Annotated in this window: 24 protein-coding genes; 2 read left to right on the top strand and 22 right to left on the bottom strand. The window is 35.9% G+C overall.

Annotated features, from left to right (window positions below):
* The first annotated feature begins 80 nt into the window (after positions 1–80).
* Positions 81–272, top strand: coding sequence for a type II toxin-antitoxin system HicA family toxin (locus ABH966_RS17565; protein ID WP_370080600.1), 192 nt, complete (start codon positions 81–83; stop codon positions 270–272).
* A 26-nt stretch (positions 273–298) separates the two neighbouring features.
* Positions 299–712 carry a type II toxin-antitoxin system HicB family antitoxin gene (locus ABH966_RS17560; protein ID WP_370080598.1) on the top strand — a complete coding sequence of 138 codons (414 nt, stop codon included), beginning with the start codon at positions 299–301 and terminating at the stop codon, positions 710–712.
* Between the two features lie 52 nt (positions 713–764).
* Here the strand turns inward: ABH966_RS17560 and ABH966_RS17555 are convergent, their stop codons facing one another.
* From ABH966_RS17555 to ABH966_RS17450, 22 genes are all read right to left on the bottom strand, one after another.
* The gene (locus tag ABH966_RS17555; RefSeq protein ID WP_370080596.1) at positions 765–1,508 is read right to left on the bottom strand and encodes an N-acetylmuramoyl-L-alanine amidase; all 744 of its coding nucleotides are present in this window, start codon (positions 1,506–1,508) and stop codon (positions 765–767) included.
* Complete coding sequence (locus ABH966_RS17550; RefSeq protein ID WP_370080594.1) at positions 1,508–1,768, bottom strand: phage holin; 261 nt, start codon at positions 1,766–1,768, stop codon at positions 1,508–1,510. Before ABH966_RS17550 ends, ABH966_RS17555 begins: the two co-directional genes overlap by 1 nt.
* Positions 1,758–2,036, bottom strand: a complete 279-nt coding sequence (locus ABH966_RS17545) for a hypothetical protein (RefSeq protein WP_370042660.1) — start codon at positions 2,034–2,036, stop codon at positions 1,758–1,760. The genes ABH966_RS17550 and ABH966_RS17545 overlap by 11 nt, the downstream gene beginning before the upstream one ends.
* A 142-nt stretch (positions 2,037–2,178) precedes the next feature.
* Positions 2,179–2,388, bottom strand: coding sequence for a hypothetical protein (locus ABH966_RS17540; protein ID WP_370042662.1), 210 nt, complete (start codon positions 2,386–2,388; stop codon positions 2,179–2,181).
* A gap of 26 nt (positions 2,389–2,414) precedes the next feature.
* Complete coding sequence (locus ABH966_RS17535; protein WP_370080592.1) at positions 2,415–4,250, bottom strand: phage tail protein; 1,836 nt, start codon at positions 4,248–4,250, stop codon at positions 2,415–2,417.
* Entirely contained in the window at positions 4,232–4,399 is a 168-nt protein-coding gene (locus ABH966_RS17530; RefSeq protein WP_370080590.1) for a CD1375 family protein, read from the bottom strand. Before ABH966_RS17530 ends, ABH966_RS17535 begins: the two co-directional genes overlap by 19 nt.
* Before the next feature lies 1 nt (position 4,400).
* Positions 4,401–4,664, bottom strand: a complete 264-nt coding sequence (locus ABH966_RS17525) for a hypothetical protein (protein ID WP_370080588.1) — start codon at positions 4,662–4,664, stop codon at positions 4,401–4,403.
* Positions 4,664–6,793, bottom strand: coding sequence for a hypothetical protein (locus ABH966_RS17520; protein WP_370080586.1), 2,130 nt, complete (start codon positions 6,791–6,793; stop codon positions 4,664–4,666). Before ABH966_RS17520 ends, ABH966_RS17525 begins: the two co-directional genes overlap by 1 nt.
* A gap of 15 nt (positions 6,794–6,808) precedes the next feature.
* On the bottom strand, positions 6,809–7,618 hold the full coding sequence (locus ABH966_RS17515) for a distal tail protein Dit (protein ID WP_370080584.1): 810 nt from the start codon (positions 7,616–7,618) through the stop codon (positions 6,809–6,811).
* Positions 7,615–9,804, bottom strand: a complete 2,190-nt coding sequence (locus tag ABH966_RS17510) for a phage tail tape measure protein (protein WP_370080582.1) — start codon at positions 9,802–9,804, stop codon at positions 7,615–7,617. The genes ABH966_RS17515 and ABH966_RS17510 overlap by 4 nt, the downstream gene beginning before the upstream one ends.
* A 134-nt stretch (positions 9,805–9,938) precedes the next feature.
* Complete coding sequence (locus ABH966_RS17505; RefSeq protein WP_370080580.1) at positions 9,939–11,141, bottom strand: hypothetical protein; 1,203 nt, start codon at positions 11,139–11,141, stop codon at positions 9,939–9,941.
* 106 nt (positions 11,142–11,247) lie between these two features.
* Positions 11,248–11,421: a hypothetical protein gene (locus tag ABH966_RS17500; protein WP_370080578.1), complete on the bottom strand. Its 174-nt coding sequence runs from the start codon at positions 11,419–11,421 to the stop codon at positions 11,248–11,250.
* 32 nt (positions 11,422–11,453) lie between these two features.
* Positions 11,454–11,804, bottom strand: a complete 351-nt coding sequence (locus tag ABH966_RS17495) for a hypothetical protein (RefSeq protein ID WP_370080576.1) — start codon at positions 11,802–11,804, stop codon at positions 11,454–11,456.
* A 36-nt stretch (positions 11,805–11,840) separates the two neighbouring features.
* Positions 11,841–12,422 (bottom strand): major tail protein, encoded by a 582-nt coding sequence (locus ABH966_RS17490; protein WP_370080574.1) that lies wholly within the window; start codon positions 12,420–12,422, stop codon positions 11,841–11,843.
* A 55-nt stretch (positions 12,423–12,477) separates the two neighbouring features.
* Entirely contained in the window at positions 12,478–12,843 is a 366-nt protein-coding gene (locus ABH966_RS17485; RefSeq protein WP_370080572.1) for an HK97 gp10 family phage protein, read from the bottom strand.
* Between the two features lie 43 nt (positions 12,844–12,886).
* Complete coding sequence (locus ABH966_RS17480; protein ID WP_370080570.1) at positions 12,887–13,204, bottom strand: hypothetical protein; 318 nt, start codon at positions 13,202–13,204, stop codon at positions 12,887–12,889.
* Position 13,205: 1 nt separating this feature from the next.
* A complete protein-coding gene (locus ABH966_RS17475) occupies positions 13,206–13,571 on the bottom strand; it encodes a phage head closure protein (RefSeq protein ID WP_370080568.1) in 366 nt (121 codons plus the stop codon).
* Positions 13,561–13,872: a hypothetical protein gene (locus tag ABH966_RS17470; RefSeq protein WP_370080566.1), complete on the bottom strand. Its 312-nt coding sequence runs from the start codon at positions 13,870–13,872 to the stop codon at positions 13,561–13,563. Before ABH966_RS17470 ends, ABH966_RS17475 begins: the two co-directional genes overlap by 11 nt.
* 9 nt (positions 13,873–13,881) lie before the next feature.
* A complete protein-coding gene (locus tag ABH966_RS17465; RefSeq protein ID WP_370080564.1) occupies positions 13,882–14,061 on the bottom strand; it encodes a termination factor Rho in 180 nt (59 codons plus the stop codon).
* Positions 14,062–14,095: 34 nt separating this feature from the next.
* A complete protein-coding gene (locus ABH966_RS17460) occupies positions 14,096–15,235 on the bottom strand; it encodes a phage major capsid protein (protein ID WP_370080562.1) in 1,140 nt (379 codons plus the stop codon).
* Between the two features lie 24 nt (positions 15,236–15,259).
* Positions 15,260–16,027 carry a head maturation protease, ClpP-related gene (locus tag ABH966_RS17455; protein ID WP_370080560.1) on the bottom strand — a complete coding sequence of 256 codons (768 nt, stop codon included), beginning with the start codon at positions 16,025–16,027 and terminating at the stop codon, positions 15,260–15,262.
* Positions 16,005–17,171: a phage portal protein gene (locus ABH966_RS17450; RefSeq protein WP_370080558.1), complete on the bottom strand. Its 1,167-nt coding sequence runs from the start codon at positions 17,169–17,171 to the stop codon at positions 16,005–16,007. The genes ABH966_RS17455 and ABH966_RS17450 overlap by 23 nt, the downstream gene beginning before the upstream one ends.
* Positions 17,172–17,179: the final 8 nt, after the last annotated feature.

Here is a 17,179-nt window from a genome sequence, read left to right as displayed (position 1 = left end):
ATGAAAATTTTTAGCAAAAGAGTGAAATTAATGATTGCACGTATAAATAATACGTGTTATAATAAGAGTATAGAAAGGAGATGAAAGACATATCATCAAGAGAAATAATAAAAATTCTTAATAAAGATGGATGGTACTTACATAGGGTTGTTGGAAGTCATAATCACTTTAAACATCCTACTAAAAAAGGAACAGTAACGGTTCCACATCCAAAGAAAGACCTTAAGATAGGTACTACAAACTCAATACTAAAGCAGGCAGGACTTAAATAGTCCTCCTGCAAGGAGGTTTTATATAAATGGCTAAATATTATTTTCCAGCGATTTTCGACCCAGGCACTGACGGAAGTGAAGGCTTCACTGTAACTTTCCCAGACCTACCTGGATGTATTACAGAAGGCTCAGACATGACTGAAGCTCTACACATGGCTAAAGATGTTTCAGCAGGTTTCTTATATGGAATGGAAGAAGATAACGAAGAAATCCCTTCTCCTTCAAATCCTGATAATTCTACACTTCCACCAGGTGCGTTTATCTCTATTATCGAAGTTTGGACTGATTATGTTCGAGAAGAAAATGAGAACAGAGCAATTAAGAAAACTTTAACAATTCCTAAATGGCTTAATGATGCAGCTGAAAAAGAAAGTGTCAACTTCTCTCAGTTACTTCAATATGCCATCAAGGAACGTTTAGGTATTATTAATAAACAATAAATAAACAAAAAAAGCCCAGGCTCAAAATTAATTGAGTACCTGGGCTTTAAAATTATTCGGCTACAATATTTGTTACCTGGGCTAACTTTGCTGTTTTAATTTTATTTGCTCCTGCTTGTGCTGCAGCCATTCCAGTAAATGTTCCTGTTTTAACGCGCCATTTAGATCCGTCAGGCTCAATATACGCAACCCAACCAAAACGGTGCTTAAGTACATCTTGTGCATTTTCTGCATCTTGTTTTGTGCCGTATGTTCCAGTAAGTACGCGGTATTTATTATTGTCGATAGATGGCTTTGGTTGTTGTACATTACCACTTGCATTTTTAACCATAGTAATAAATTGCGACCATGAAATTTTACCTTCTCGCATATTGCGAGGGCAATTTTTACCGCTAAAGTGGTTGTGCTGAACAACATTGTTAATTGGTATGTTTTCATCCTTCATGATTTTAACAACTAACTCTGCAGCATTTTGCATTGCTTTTTGATAGTTACCGTCACCGTTTACGCATACCTCTACTTGTATACCTTGATTATTACCTGTGTTACTTCCTGCAGCCCAACATCTCCAAGCATGTTCAAAAGATTGTGCTGCCTCTTTGTCGTCCACAGTATAATGCCACGATGCGTCACGGCTATTACCATCGTATTGTAAACGCGCGTGTGCGTCTGCATCTGCTCCTGAACGTGTATTATCGGTTTCATGAACAACAATGTATTTTTTAGCGTTCCCTTTGCCATAAGAGACCTTGTTAGCTTGTACATCAGGAACTAATTTTTTACGAATAACAACCATTATTGTCCACCGTCCTTTGGTTTGTCATAATCCATTGCTAGTTGGCTATCTGAAACGCCTTTTGTGGTTGGGTCGATGATAATACCTAGCAAACCTAAAATACTCAAAATCGTCTCTGAAATAGCTGTAATTTGCTCATTGTAAATAGTAATATCGACATTAAAAATGCCCGCTATTTGATTAGCGAGCACGATAAGTAATGCGATTAATGACACCCAAAATTGTTTGTGTTGTAGTCGTACTTTCCAGTTAATTTTCATAGTGAACACTCTCCCCTGTATTTCGTTGAATACCTGCTACTTTTTCTAAAACGACAATACGTACTTCATGATTATTGATACGCTGTGCTGAATCCTTTGCAGTCTCGTCAACTTCGTTTAGATGTTGGTTTAATCTCTCTATGCCATTAGTTAAACTCAGCAACGTTTTATTCAGGTTGTTTGTAATGCGCCAAATAAATAAAAGCCCTGCAATTAATGCTGATACAATCGGCAACCAATTATTGATTGTTTCCACCATTGTTTTCACCTTCATTTCCCCAATATAAAAGCCCTCCACAATTATCTGTGGAAGGCATAAAAAATAACGCTAAGCTTCTGCTTGCGTTTCTAGCATTTATTCACCATTAAAAAACCTATAACCCAAAATAGGTATACAGGTCAATCCTTTCTTACTCATCTTCCATCTTAACTTCTTTTGTTTCAGGTGTATCTAAGATAGGAAATACACCTACTACAACATGTTTAATTACAATAATGCCTCCAAAATTAATAAAACCCACTTGATTACTATTTAAAGCATCAGTGAGTTTTTGTGCATCAATTTCTGTTCCGTTTAATGAATAAATCATTCCGTTATTTAAATGTAATTCGTATTTCATAGTTTTTATCTCCATTTCATTTATTTTTATACTTGTTTTAGTTGTGCCACGTTATTTCCCCATTGGTCACGAATATATACGTATGTGCTGTTATAAGCAATCCACAAACCTCTAACTGTATCGGCATTTCCACCACTCATATTTAGACCTGTAACATGCGTACCTGAGAAATCCACACTGTTTGCTTGAGAGAAAGAAACACTACCTTGTAGATTTGTATACTGACCACCTAACCACAAAGTACCATCGGTTGCCTGTACAAATAAATCACTGTAGTTATTATAAATTTGTGTATATGGATAGAAATGTATCTGATTATTATTACCTCTTCCATAGTCCATATAGATATCGCTACCTACATATAAATCTGTACCAACTGAAATAGTTGTTTGACCTGTTATAGAGCCTCTAGATATTACAGCACCGTCTAATTCGATGTTCTTAGCCTGTATCTTTACCCAGGAAGGTGTCATATTGATTTTTGAAACGAGGTTCTCTCCGCTAGTCTCTAGGGTAATCCTATTATCCGTTTGAGTTATTTTACTATTAGTATCATTAATTCTACTGTTTACTGTAAATTCAAAGCCCGTAAGGTCCTGTCTCATTGTTGAAATTGCACGACCATTGTCATTAATACTAGTTCTAAACTCATTAGAAGTTTGTACAAATTCAGAATTTAGATTGTCAACTTTATTTTCAATTCTAGTTGAAATCTGTTGGGATGTTATTTTAAACTCTGCTAAACTTTTATTCGTTTCATCTACACTAAGTTTAATCTCTTTATCAGTGAGTTCTAACTTACTTATTGATTCTCCAATAGTTTCAACTTCCATAGTGATACGGTCATTTGTCTGTTCAAATTTAGAGCGTGTAATCTTCTTATTCTCATCAATTTCTACCTTTTGTGAGATTAATATATCCGTAGTTGTCTTAGGAAGTGTATTTCCTAACACTACTTTAGTAGTTCTTAATTCGCCATTAACGAATTGTTTAGTCTGGGATAGGATACGTGTTTGAAATTCCATCTCTAATGGTTCATAAATAAGCCATACACGTTCACCTAATTCTTTATCTAACAATTCAATAGAATCTAATTCGAATGTAACTTCTGGATAATCTATTAACTCTGATTTAATGTGTTCTAGTAAACTATTAGCATTAGTAAATCTATCGTCATGTACAGGTTCTGCTTCGCGCTTTCCGTACTTTTGAGCATACGGTGATTCATATGATACGAATAATTGTCCGCCACCTTCACTAGCTGCACCATATCCTTCAATGTACGTTTTCAATCCTGTTGTATCAACATTTTTAGATAACGCTTTGACATTGTGTCCATACCTGTATTGAGCATCACTATCCCCACCAATTTGATTAGAAAAGTGAATACGATTATTTGGCATGATTACATATTCACATTCGTATACCTGACATAATGCTTGTAGTAATGCAATCGCATTGTTTTCACCAAAGTTTTCAATGAATTGACTACCACTCACACTAGATGTAAATGTCCAACCTGTATTTTTTAATACAAAGTTAGCAAATTCATTGAATGTTCTAGTGCCACCATAGATTTCATTTTGTCTTTTATCAACTAAATCATAGAATGTATTTACTGCTACAATTTGTTTACCATGTCTAGTTTCTTTCATTTGTTTGATACGATAATCAAAATCTCCAACAGTAATAATAGATTCTTCTTGTAACAACCTGTGAGCAGGATTGTTATTGGTATTATGAGATGTAAGAGTGATATTGAAATCACCCTTCACCTCTTGAGTTAGTTCAAAATTAGATACTTGTATTAATGGTTCAACTTGATTACCGTTGGTTACATATATCATTTTACCTGTCTCCATTGTCGGTCTTTTTCTTCTTCAATTTCCAAAAGTTCTAATACACATTCTTTAAAATTAAAAAGTTCTGGGATGTCATCTACTGTTCGTTCGCCTTTTTGAATTAAATACACATAACCTTTTACGAGTTGATATTCAATTGTAAATGCCATATTATTTATCTCCTTGAGACATTAACTTTATAAATTCTATTATCTCTGCATTGTTCTTTGAAATTTCCATTCTTAAGAGTTCTAATTCTGTTAAAGGTGCATTTTTATCGAAAGACTCACCATCTTCAAGGGTGAAGTTTGTAAAATCTGTAACACCATTGAAAGAAAATACTTTTGAGTCGTCTATATAACCTTCGATAGAATTTTCTTTCTTAACAATTATTTCTGCCTCATATTCATTGTCAAAGTATTTTAATTTTCTCATTATCGAATTAAACCTCCCTTTTCCGTATATTCTGGTGTATCCCCTGTAGGAACTCTGTTAAATTTAATGATTGTACTACCACTATAGGCTGCTAAACCTATACTATTCCCCGTCCCTTTAGAATTAGCCAAATAAATTTCTGAAAGCAATGAGGCTTCTATTGCAATACTTCTGTTGGATATTTCCACATCATCTATTTGAACTTTTGAACCTTCCTCGATTGCTACACCAACAAGACTAGTGGCACTTTCAGTTATTATTAAGCCCCTTATAGTTGTATATCTGCTGTTAGTTATTTTTAATGTTGTAACGAGACCTATTCTCTGAATCGTTACTTGTACTGAGCAGTTTATAACTTCTATCGATTGAGTTGTGCAATTTTTAGCAAAAGAGTTAGCCTCTATAGTAATACCACCACCACCGTAAAAACCTTCTAAGTTTAACGTTTCTTTATAATCGCCATTATACAAATTAATAGTAACATTGTGATTGATACACTTAGGCAATTTATCTATAGTTGATTGCACAGTTTTAAATGGATTTGATTCCGTTCCATCTCCAGTAGTATCATTTCCTGTTGGTGATATATGCCACGTGATGTCACCTGTAGTTGTTGATGGTATTAGTTCTTTTACATCTTGTATATCCTGCTCTAATTCTTGTACAGATGGTGACCAAGATGACCAAGCATAGCCGGCATAACGTCTAACTTTTATATCTGGCTTTCCTTCATCTATTTTAGTCGCTATTTGTATTCTGTTGGAATACTCTCCAACACGATTCACAAATTTTTGCTCTACCATCCATCTTCGACTATATTCATCGCCACTTTGAACATTTTTGTGATCAGTAATAAACTGCGGTAGGAGAGTTTTATCTGGGTCTAATTGTATTTGTTCTTTCATCACATAACCTGTTTTTGTATCTAATTCAGTTTTCAATTGAGCAATATTATTATTATATTGGTCAAATGTTGCATCAAGAATAGAAGTATCATATGTGTCAACATCAGACGCTGAAAGTGTTACTGATCCATTACTATCTGGTAATTTGTTATTGATTGCTTTAATAGTACCTTCGCCAATATCTAATTCAACATTACCTTGTTCGTCAGGGAAGACGTTGTTTACAGAACTAACAGCACCTGTACCGTCAACACCTCGTTGTGCAAGTAGTATCCAATTTTCATTACTCGTTGAAGGTTTTGAGTTCGTGTTAGGTTTAGTTGCCTGCCATGTAGAGCCATTGTCCGTTACGACATTGTTTTTAATATACTCATCTATAGAGTTCCATACTCTAGCAGTATCCCACCCTTTAATATTTTCAGATGCTTGGATTGCCTCTTGTGTTGCTTTATTAGCGTTAACAGTAGCAGTATTTGCATCAATAACAGATTGACTAACTTCTGATTTCATATTATCAATTGCATCTGTTACCTTTTGAGTGTTCTCAGTAGATATTTTATTTGATTCCGTGATGGCATCTCGGACGTTTTGTAATGCTGTATCAGTTTGTTCGCTCATATTACTAATAGCGTCTTGAATTTCTTTGTTAGCAGTAGTTATCAAATCAATAACTTCTTGGTTATTATCATTTAAACTAGCACTAATAGTATCATTCATATTTTTGATTGTTTTATCTGTTTCTTCTATTGAGTGTTTTGCTGCCTCTTTCGCCTCTGTGGATGCCTGATTAGCACTTACTGTAGCTTCATTAGCATTTTGAGTAGCAGTGATAGTAGCTTGTTTAATTTTGTCTAAATCTGCTAATACTTCTGTAACACCTTGAACAGAATCTAATGCTTTTTGAGCCGCGTTATTTGCATTCTGTGTAGCAATTTCTGCTTCTTTTGCTTTAGTATCTGCGTTATCAGCTGCTTCAATAGTAATAACTAGAGCTTCTTCTGCTTTTAATAATGCTTCATCTGATTTATGTTGTGCTTCTGCAATATCATTTAGTGCTTTTTGTATCGCCTCAAGAATCTTTTGAACGTCCTCTCCGCCTGCCAACATATTGATTTGATATTGCATTTTCGTTAATCCAGAGATAATTCTATCCCAGTTTTCGTTAATCTTTATACGTTCTTCACGAGTAATAGGATTACCAGTACTATTTAAAATGATTGTCAAATTTTATTCTCCTTTCTATAAATATAAGAATCTAAAGTTAAAGTCGACAGACGATACACTTCCTCCAGTAATAGTAAAATTGTTTTCCCCTGCAAATAATCTTATTAATTTCTTGTTTGTATTTCTAAATACGCTTGCCCCATTTTTAAAAGATTGCACACCTTTTAAAACGAGTACGTCATTAGATGTAAGACTACCATTGTAAACATAAACATCCCCTGTAGTTTCATTGTTAATCACTACAGAGGATGCAAATGTACCTTTTAATGTAATTTCTAATTCGCTTTGTCTTGGGTCAATATCAACATTACCTAAATTCTTAATTATGAATGAATTTGAGTTAAACGAATACTTTAAATCATCATCCCATATAATTTGACCATTCCATGCCCATTTATTACTATCCCATTCTTTTAGAGAGCTAGTATCTGCAACAGCTTCACCGAATATATTCACACAAGTAAATTCCACTGTGAACGAGTTCATGTATTGGTTTGGCTCAACTTCAAACGATTGATTTAACCTTACCAAATATCGTTTATATGGTTCATTTTTAAAGATGACATAGAATGATTCTTTACGAGTAAATAAAGCATTGATCTCATCACGCAATAAATAGTAATCATAAATATCATACGATTCATATAATAACTCTACCGATATAACTCTAGATTCTAAGAATGTTTCCATGAACAGCAAACCGTCTCTGCCTTCCACATTCTCAGTGATATGGCTTAAAGAAATTGAAGGGATATGATGAAACAGACGTTTCAAACTATAATCAGCTATATCTAATCTTTTGCCATTAAAAAGTTGAATTATCATTTCATATTTACTCCTTTTGATAGCCCTGCAATATTTGTTTTGTTAAATTGTAATCGATCGACTGTATCAAAAGTGATTTCGCCAACTAATGTGCCATCCATATAAACAGGAGCAGGTTGAACATAAACTACTTGTGGTTGAGAAGTATTCATTTGTTTAGCAATTCCTTCACCGATTCCTGCTAATACTTTAGGTGATAAAGGTATAATTGCCTCTGGTCCTGCTTCGCCTACGCCATGCATACCACCTGCTGTTGGGAATAATGTAGGTGAATCGAAAATACCGCCTTTAGCATGCCATGTTACACCGATACCAGAAGGATAAGTTATAGATTTACCAAAAATTTCTTTTGTACTAGTTTCTAATGCGAAGCTAGGCATTTTAGGCATTTCTGGTTTTGGAATCTTCAATACTAAATTCTTGAAGAACCCTTTAATATTGTCGATTGCTTTACTAAACACATCTTCAATATCTCCCCAGACTTTCTTAGCATCTGTCCAAATTTCTTTTACAGATTTAATGAAACCATCTTTAATTTCTCCGGCTTTCTTAGTAACATCACCTTTGAACTTTTCCCACTTAGATAAAACCTCGCCAGTTTCCCAGTCAACTTCACTGACATGTTCCTTGGCTTGACCTTTAGCTTCACTAACTACTTTAGTATGCATTTCATTAGCATTCTTGATAGTACCATCTTTAGCACGTCCTGCTTCTTTGATTAAGGCATCTGCTTCTTCTGCTGAGATAGATTTATCTTCATCACGCATTTTAGTAATTGCGGCAACACGTTGTTTATAAGTTTCTTCTGCATCCTTGATAGTTTTATCACGTTGTTCCTTAGAATTCTTAACAACATCTGCCGCTTGTTGCGCTGTAATCTGAGATGCATCACGTTTAAGAGTTTCATAGATAACTTTCTGGTCACGCTCTGATTCAGACAGATATTGTACAGCTTTTTCTTTCATACTTAGTTGAATCTGCTCTATTTCTGTAGCTTCTTGTTGAGTAATGCCTCGCTTCTCATTAGATGCAGTTTGATAGATTTCATTAATTTTAGCTTGACCTTCTGTAATAGCTGTTTGTTCTTCTACTTGACGTTGTTTAGTTTGTTCTAAGATTTCAGCCTCACGTTCTGCTGATAATGCTGATGATTCATTAAAGTAGTTAGTTTGTTCTTCTAATTGAGTAGCATGTTTCTCTCTCATATTAGTCAAGATTTGCTCGGTCATTTGATTATTAGTATCAACCATATTAGTAGCCATTTCTTGAGTAATAGTTTCGCCCGACCATTTAAGTTGCAACAATGATTCTGTGGCTTGCTTATCTAAATCCATATAAGCGCCAACTGCTTTAGCTGTACCTTCACTTACATTATTAGACCAATCTTCGACTTCGAATGATGATTGTTTCATATGTCCATTCAATGCAAATAAACCTACACCAATACCTGCAACCGCTGCAATAGCCAAACCTATCGGGCCTGTTAAAGCTGCCATTACTGTACCCATAACACCAGCCGCAGCACTTGCACCACCTAGCATACCAACAAGAGAACCGATAGCCGGCATAAAAACAGCAAATGCTCCACCCAATGTACCAACAGCTGTAACAACTGCAACCAATGTAGCTGTAAGTTTTGGATTTTCTGCCACCCAGTCTGCGATTGATGCAACTACTTCTGCAATATCTGCTAAAACCGGCGCTAAGGATTGCTTAACGTTGTTCATCGCTTCCGCTAATCTATAAGCAGGATCAGCTTTCATCTTGTCAACGTCACCGTTAAGTTTGCTCTGCATATCTCCTGCTGATTTTAAATGGTCTTCCATGTTAAGAATCGTATCAATGATGTTGTCGCCTTGGTCCTCGAATTTCGTTCCAAAAATCTCTACTCCTAGAGCGTTTCTTGCTGTCTGGTCGTCAACTTCGTCCAATGCTTGTGTCATCTCTCTGAAAGCAGCGTTACCATCTTCGCCGCCTTTAGCAATTGCGTTACCCCAATCTTCAAATGCCTTTTGAGATAATCCTGCATCTTTAATAGCATCCTTTTGAGCATTTGATAATCCAGTTCCAAATTCTGTTGCACGAATACGTCCTTCTTTTAAACCGTCCAAAAGGTTATCGATATTCCATGTCCTTGGTACCCTCGGTTTCCCGATATTTATTAGGGGAGTAGACTGTATCATCATCTACTAGAGATGCACCTTGTCAGTCGTTCGAGCGTTTCTTTGATTGACGCTTCGGGATTACCATATGCATAGCACTTAGGCTTCCCCCGATATTCGGTGTTCAATATAGTATTACTACTATAAGGGGCTACTAATTAACCAGTTTCAACGCCTGCTGCCATAAGCGCTTGAATTTCTTCTGCATTAAAGCCTGCACGTTCTAACTGATTTCCGTACTCAGAAATAATATCTAATTGTTCTGGGGGGAATCCAATTCCCAATAATTGGTTTGTTAACGCTAATGCATCTTGTTGAGATATTCCTAATTCTTTACCAATCTCATGTGTTTCTTGAATAAGTTCTTTGAAGTCGATTTCTTTATAAGCACGAGATACCATTCCTGCACCTTGGATAATCTTTTCATTCGTTGCTTGTGACGCATCTTTATTTAACGTCATTTGTCTACGAACACCTTCGTATGCAGCTTCTTCGTCACCAATGGCAGCTGTTACACTATTAATAGAAGATCGTACAGCCTCAACATCTCCACCTTTAACATCCATTGATATTTCAATATTAGTATTAAGAGTAGATACATCTAATGCTTCGTGGATCATAGCGGCTAATCCACCGCCTGCCATTAATGCACCTGCTACAGATTGAAGTTTATTACCAAAGCCGTTTACTTCATCTCCTGCTTTATTTGCTTCTTTAGCAACTTGACCTAATTCTTTTTGAACTTGTTGAATGCCTTTTTGATCAACATTAGCAAGAGCATGTTTCATATTCTCAATATCTGCGCTAGAACCTAATGCAGTCTTACCCATCTTCTCTAACGCTTGTTCTAATTGCTGTGAACTCGCCTTACCTTCTTTGATAGCGTTTGTAAGTTTATTACCTAACACATCTGCAAAAGTATTCACTTGAGTTCCTGTAGCTTGAAAGAACGTTTGCATGTTCTTAGTTGATTCAGCTAATGCATGATGTTCTGCACGAGTTTTATCAATTTGACCTTGATACGATTTAAGCGAAGCTTCTGTAGTAACTAATTCTCGTTGAAAAGCTCTATATTGTTCTTCTCCAATATCTCCACTTTTAAATTGCTGTTCTACTTGTTGTTGCGCTCGTTTTAATACATCTAGCTTTTCAGAAGTACTTTGTACTTGCTTTTGTAATAGTTGTTGTTTCTGCGCATAAAGTTCTGTGCTTGATGGATCAAGTTTAGATGCTCTTTCAACTTCTCGTAATTCTTTTTGAGTTTGAGAGGCTTGTTTATTGACGTCTTTTAATGCATTATCTAAACCTCTTGTATCACCGCCGATATTTATAGTAATACCTTTAATTCCTTTTCCAGCCATTAAATATATTTGCTCCTTTCTATAATTTTTTTCATAGAAAATCACAAACGAATCTTCTGCATATATAAAAAAGGAGAACTACCATTATCGGTAATTCCCCATGAGTTTATTTGATTTTCAGCGCATCAATATCTGCTTGTGTTGCTTTTCTAACTGTAACTTTTCCGTTTTTATCATCTTTAGGACGTTTCATTTCAAAATACAATTCAATGTGTTCTAAGACCATACCGATAGACATTAAATCCATTTCATCAAATGAAAGCCTAGCTTCTTTAGCCATCAATAAATAAATGGCTGTGGAAGGGTCATCATTTACTTCTTTGCTCTTGTTGCCTTTTTTTTAATTTGAGTTGAAATGAAATTTGCCTGAATTAGTGGCAATACATCATTAACAATCTCCATAACTGGGAAGCCATCTTCAAATGTATCTAGCCATACGTTCATTTCTGAAATCTCTGAATCAGCTTTCTTTGCCAAGCAATAAACCATTTGATAGAACTCAATTGATTCAAAAGCATTTCCTTGAGCTTGATTTTTTTCCAAGTTCATAAAGTCTTTCAGGAAGTCTGAACCCGGAAACATCGCTCGATACATCAGAGGTGTTTGCCCTGTAACTTTGAATGTTACATCTTTACCGTAAATATTTATTGTTGTTTCTGCCATAAGGAGTAATTCCTCCTGTTTTAATTTTATTTTTTATTAAGGTTCTGGTGTTGGTGTTACTTCCACAGGCTCGATAACTGCTTTGAAGAAGTCGTTATACATTTCTTCAGGTGTTGCCTCACCTGTATTCCAACGAATAGCCTTGTCGTTAATACGTGGTTTAGCAGTGAATGATAATTCTTGTCCTTCAATTTCAATTGACTCTGCTGTTGTATTAGCTGTTTGAGTCGGACGAGCAACCGTGCAATCGTAGTAAACGAAACGAGAAGCCTCAACGTCTCCGTCAATTTCAAACATAAGAGCAATATCTTTACCTTTAGCATCAGAAGTTTCAAGGAAACCGCCGTTAATCATCTTCTCGCCCAATACATCTGTACGGAACTTGTCAGTAATCATTGCAATTGTTAAAGTACCTTCATAGCCCGTATTTGAGTTACGCGAGAAGAAAATCCCGTTGTCTGCGTAGAAATTCATTGGGTCACCTGTTGGTGCCATTGTTAAAGATACAGCACCTTCAACTCGTACTGGTTCATCATATTTATAAGCACCATCTTCATCACGAGTGTATGTCGCATAATGTACATTTGTTAAACCGTATAATACTTTATTTTTACTCATAGATTTAATAGTCTCCATTTCTTTTATTTAGTAAAACGTAATAGATACGTTGTAATCATTCTGAAATTCTTTTTATAAGTTCTTTTTCGAAATCCTTATTTGTCTCTACTTCCACAGGTTTTATGTGAGGGAATGCTCTAGTACGTCCTCCATCTCTGGTTGCATGGCCTTTTTCGAGCAAATGGGTAAGTTGATAATTTGTAGCATTATGAACTATATATCTGCCTTTTTGCTTTTTTACTTTCCAACCAGAAGCGTATTGACCTCCACCTGCATAATCACCTACAGGAGATGTTTGTTTAAGTTTTGTAACTGCTTTACTCGTTACATCTTCTGCTACTGCATCTAATTCTTCCTCAACAAAGTTGGCGTACAACGCTAATTGCCTATTGATTTCTTTTGCTAAACTGTCAACATTCATCTATACCAACTCTCTTTCATGTGGAAGGCTATAGTTCGCTTTCTTAATCGATAAAAGAAATTGAAAATGTGCATTTAAAAACTCCCTCGGATTGGATGAATATTTCATCATAATCCCAAGGGAGTTTGTTTTCTTTTAACATATCTTTTATTTTCTTCTCGGCAACTAAATCTTTATTGATCACATACAATTCTATATCTACATAAGGGATTTCTAATAAAACTGTATTATCCGCATTGAATGTATCGCCGTCCACAATTAGGTAGCAGATATAAGGAGGATCTTGTCTTGATTTAAAATGTGAATATGCAACTGGATAACCAAGCGCATTTAATTTTTTAGCTAGTTCAGATAACGTCATCCTACGACCGCCCTTCTACTACAATTGTGACGGTAATATTCATATCATCATCATTAGTTGCACTTTTGACATCGTATACAACACCCTTTTGAACCACTTCAAAAGTTGTATGTTCATCATCGATAAAATCATCTAATGATTTTGCATACTTCAATACATAACGTTTCTCAACTTTTGTTTGCTCTCTACTGGCACCCATTATTTCGCTACCTTTTAGCGTTTTGATCATGGCCCAATAGCCTCCGTAGTCCTCAAACGTTTCGATTTCTTGTAGCAATTCATCTGTAGTCAAAGTGCGTTTTCGAATTAAAATCCAATGACGATACATACCCGTTTGATTGTTGTAATTATATTTATTAGGTCTCACTTGTATCGCCCTCCACAGTTGATGGCATTACGGACAGTGCTTTTGAAACGGCTAATTGAGTGATTTTGGATTGAAAATTATTGTCAAAAAACTCTAAAGCGTCATTGTAAGTGTAACGCCCATGCTCGAATACTAGTGTTTTAAAACGTTCACTTGTATGCACGTCATATTCGCCACACATATCGATTAAATCCTCAATCGACCCTTTTAAAATGCGAGTTAAATTTGCGTCTTCATCATCACTCAGCTTCATTCTGTCCTTAAATTCGACTAATAGCTCTGGCGTGATTTCGTTTGGCATTTAACTCACCTACTTTTCTTTTGATGCTTCATTTTTCTTAATAAAAACCTGACCATACGAATTATTTGTGGACGACAATACTTTAAGGCGTGCAGCTGTTTGTTTTCTAGCGTCAAGCGCAGGGAAAACGTCACCCTCTCGATAAAATCGACCATCTTTATCCTTAAAATCTCGAACTACTTTATACACTGTTATCCCTCCTAAAAGTGGAAACCCCTTAAGATTAAGGAGTTACCGGTAATGTGTAAATCGCTGCTACTTTGTTATCGCGTGGTTTACCAAACGCGAATGTTTTCGCAATGTGTAAATTGCAATCTTCCATAGCTAACGTTTCTTTGTATTCTGTAACCTCAATGCCGCCACCACGGTACGCATCGTAACGATCACTTACAAATGCAACTAACTCACCTTTTGTAGCAAATTCTGATTCGATAAGAATGAAATTGTAAGGAAGTTTTGTAATGTAATCACCTAGTGAATTTTGGATAGTAAAGTCACCTTTTAAATCCCAAGCATCAGCAGGGTTAATCACTAATGCGACCTTTCCGCTAACGTTTAAAGGCTTGCCGTTTTCTTTCTCTGATAATTCTTTACCGATTCCTGCAAATTCTTTGATGATTGTCTTTGGATCAGCTAATGTCAATGTACCTACTGCTGCTTTTTTAGCATGACCGTTTGTTGGATCTACCGCTGCTGCTAAATTACGAATTAAACCAATCGGTTCTTCTTTTGTAGGGCCAGCACCGTTAATAATCGCATTTTCCAATGCTACTGCATACGTTTCTGTGATTTGTGTTTGTACATAAGCCGCTACCCATTTAGGACCGAATTTGGCAAGGTCTTTCGGCAATACAACAAACGCTGTTAATTTAGATTGTGCGATTTTTTCTTGCTTGAATGCCGCGTTCAATTGACCTTTGATGTCTCCAAAAATAGGACCCCATACAGCCGCGCCTTCGTATTCCGATGTAATTGTTGTTAATGTAATCGTTCCTAAGTTGCGGAAGTTGATTACAGATAACAGTGGATGGTCGCTTGTTAGGTCATCGTAAATACGTTCTTCAATCGTATATGGGAGAACAATTTCATCTTGAAAACCGTCAGATACAACAACATTGAAGAATTTAGTTTCTTCTGCAGTCATTACATCTACGCCACGGTTAGATAAAATAACTTGATCTAATGTATTATTAGTAACTTCATTCGAGATTTGAGTTGTTAAAGAATTGACTAATGCATCTTGCATGTTTACCCAAGCAGCTTCAACTTGTTCTGGTGTTGATTCTTCATTTTTTACAACTGCCGCATACGCCGTTTTTGCTTCGTTGTATGCATCTGTGTGGTTATTTAATTTCATAGTCATTTATAATGACCTCCTGTTTTTGTATTAAAAAAGGAACCCTTTACGCTTATTAGTCGGTTGTACCGGCTCTTGCGTTGGTTCCTGCTTTTGTTGATTTGTTAAATTTTCGATTTGATTTTTCATGTCTTGCATTTGATTCTTTAAGTTAGCGATTTCCTCGTCTTTGTTGTCTTCCACAGTGGATGAGGTGGCCGTAGCAAAGCCAATTTCGACCGCTTTGTTCGCACTAAACCACGTTTCGGCGTCAACCTTTGTACGAATTTCTTCACGGTCAACATTTGCTTTTGTCATGTAAATATCAATGATACCGTCTTCCAGTTCTTCTAATACATCAGCTTCACTTCTAAAATCACCCTTAGAGCCCCATACAATGTTTGAAGCTTCATGAATCATGAACATGGAACCTAATCCCATAATTAACTCGTCAGCTGCCATAGCAATAACAGAAGCCGCCGAACATGCCCATCCATCAACATAAATCGTGATCTTTGCATTATGCTCTTTTTTGTAACTAACAAGACGATTATAAATCGCAATACCATCAAACGCAGAACCACCTGGTGAATTTAAACGAATGACAACATTATTGCCGTTAGCTTCTTTTAACGCATTGTCTACATCTATTGCCGATGTATATTTATCGCTCCAATAACTTTCGCCTATAATGCCATAAATCGTCATTTCTGTGACTGATTTATTTTCATTATGTTTTACAGCGAAATTATGCGGAATTGACATTAATTGTTCATCATATTGCGTATTTTTGTAGTTAAACAGTCGTTTCACTTTCATTATTGTTCTCACCTCCCTTCGAGTGCTTTGCTTCAGCGTAGTTCTTAGTAATGTAATGTTTGTCCATTGCCGGGTCGTCAGATGGCTCTAAATTCAAGAACTCCACTCGCCCTTCGTTTGGTGTAATAGCTCCGCTTGCGATGCCTTTATCAACTTTATCAAGTCGTTCTAACGGATCATCGATAACGATTCCACGCACTTTAATTTTGCGGCCGTTTTGATAATCTTTTTTCTTGATTGTTTTGTTGTTCAATTCATCAGAAATTTTCTTAAGAAATGGACCATAACAAAACTTGTCATACGCTTTTAAAGCTGTTTCGTACTCAGACATATCACCACGAACTAAAGCGACTGGTATACCTAAAAGTTGCGCTACATGTTCAACCGCTTTGTCAGATATTTTCGTAATATCTTCAATGGAACGACCACCGTTTGTACCATCTGTAATTTCCTCGTAATCGAAACCTTTCAGTTTTGGCACGATTGCAAACACTTTCGTTTTGAAGGCAATAAACATTTTATTGATGAAACTTCCTAATTCGGCCAGGTTTTCATCATCGAGTTTTTGTTGTGCGTCGACGCTAGCTGTTGCCCTAATTTGATTTGAAAACATCGATGTTTGAATCATACGGCTGAATAATTCGGTGTAATCTGCAAATAGCCCCTTCATGAATTTTGTTAATTTCTCATTGTTGTAAGTAATATAAATAACTTCATCCATTTTGAAGGTGCGTTGGAACGTAAATTCCTTTACTGTTACATTAGAAAACGTATCAGGTAATACAGCATACTCTTTACGAGTAAATGAATCAGCGATTAATAAATCACCACTATCACTCATTACCACTAACACTTCATTATTGTGGATGGCTCGATAAGCAAAGTCTTGCCAAAATTCTGCTGCTGATTGGTCTGTATTTGGTCTAACGTTGAGTGAATAATCCCAATCATCATAAACGCGTTTATTATGTTGGGAAATACGAAATGTAGCCATTGCAACTGTGCGAGCGATAAAGCCGATGCAAACCTCTAAAGCCATAGTTTTCAGGTAAGCTCGTTGTTCAACTTCCAAGCCCTCAAAATCAAATTCATACGATGACTTTAAAGTTTGATTGCGTTGAAAGATGTTTGATAAAAATCCCATTTTAACTG

Source organism: Lysinibacillus sp. RC46 (assembly GCF_041262385.1).
GTDB lineage: Bacteria > Bacillota > Bacilli > Bacillales_A > Planococcaceae > Lysinibacillus.
This window is presented reverse-complemented; position numbering and strand designations above follow the sequence as displayed.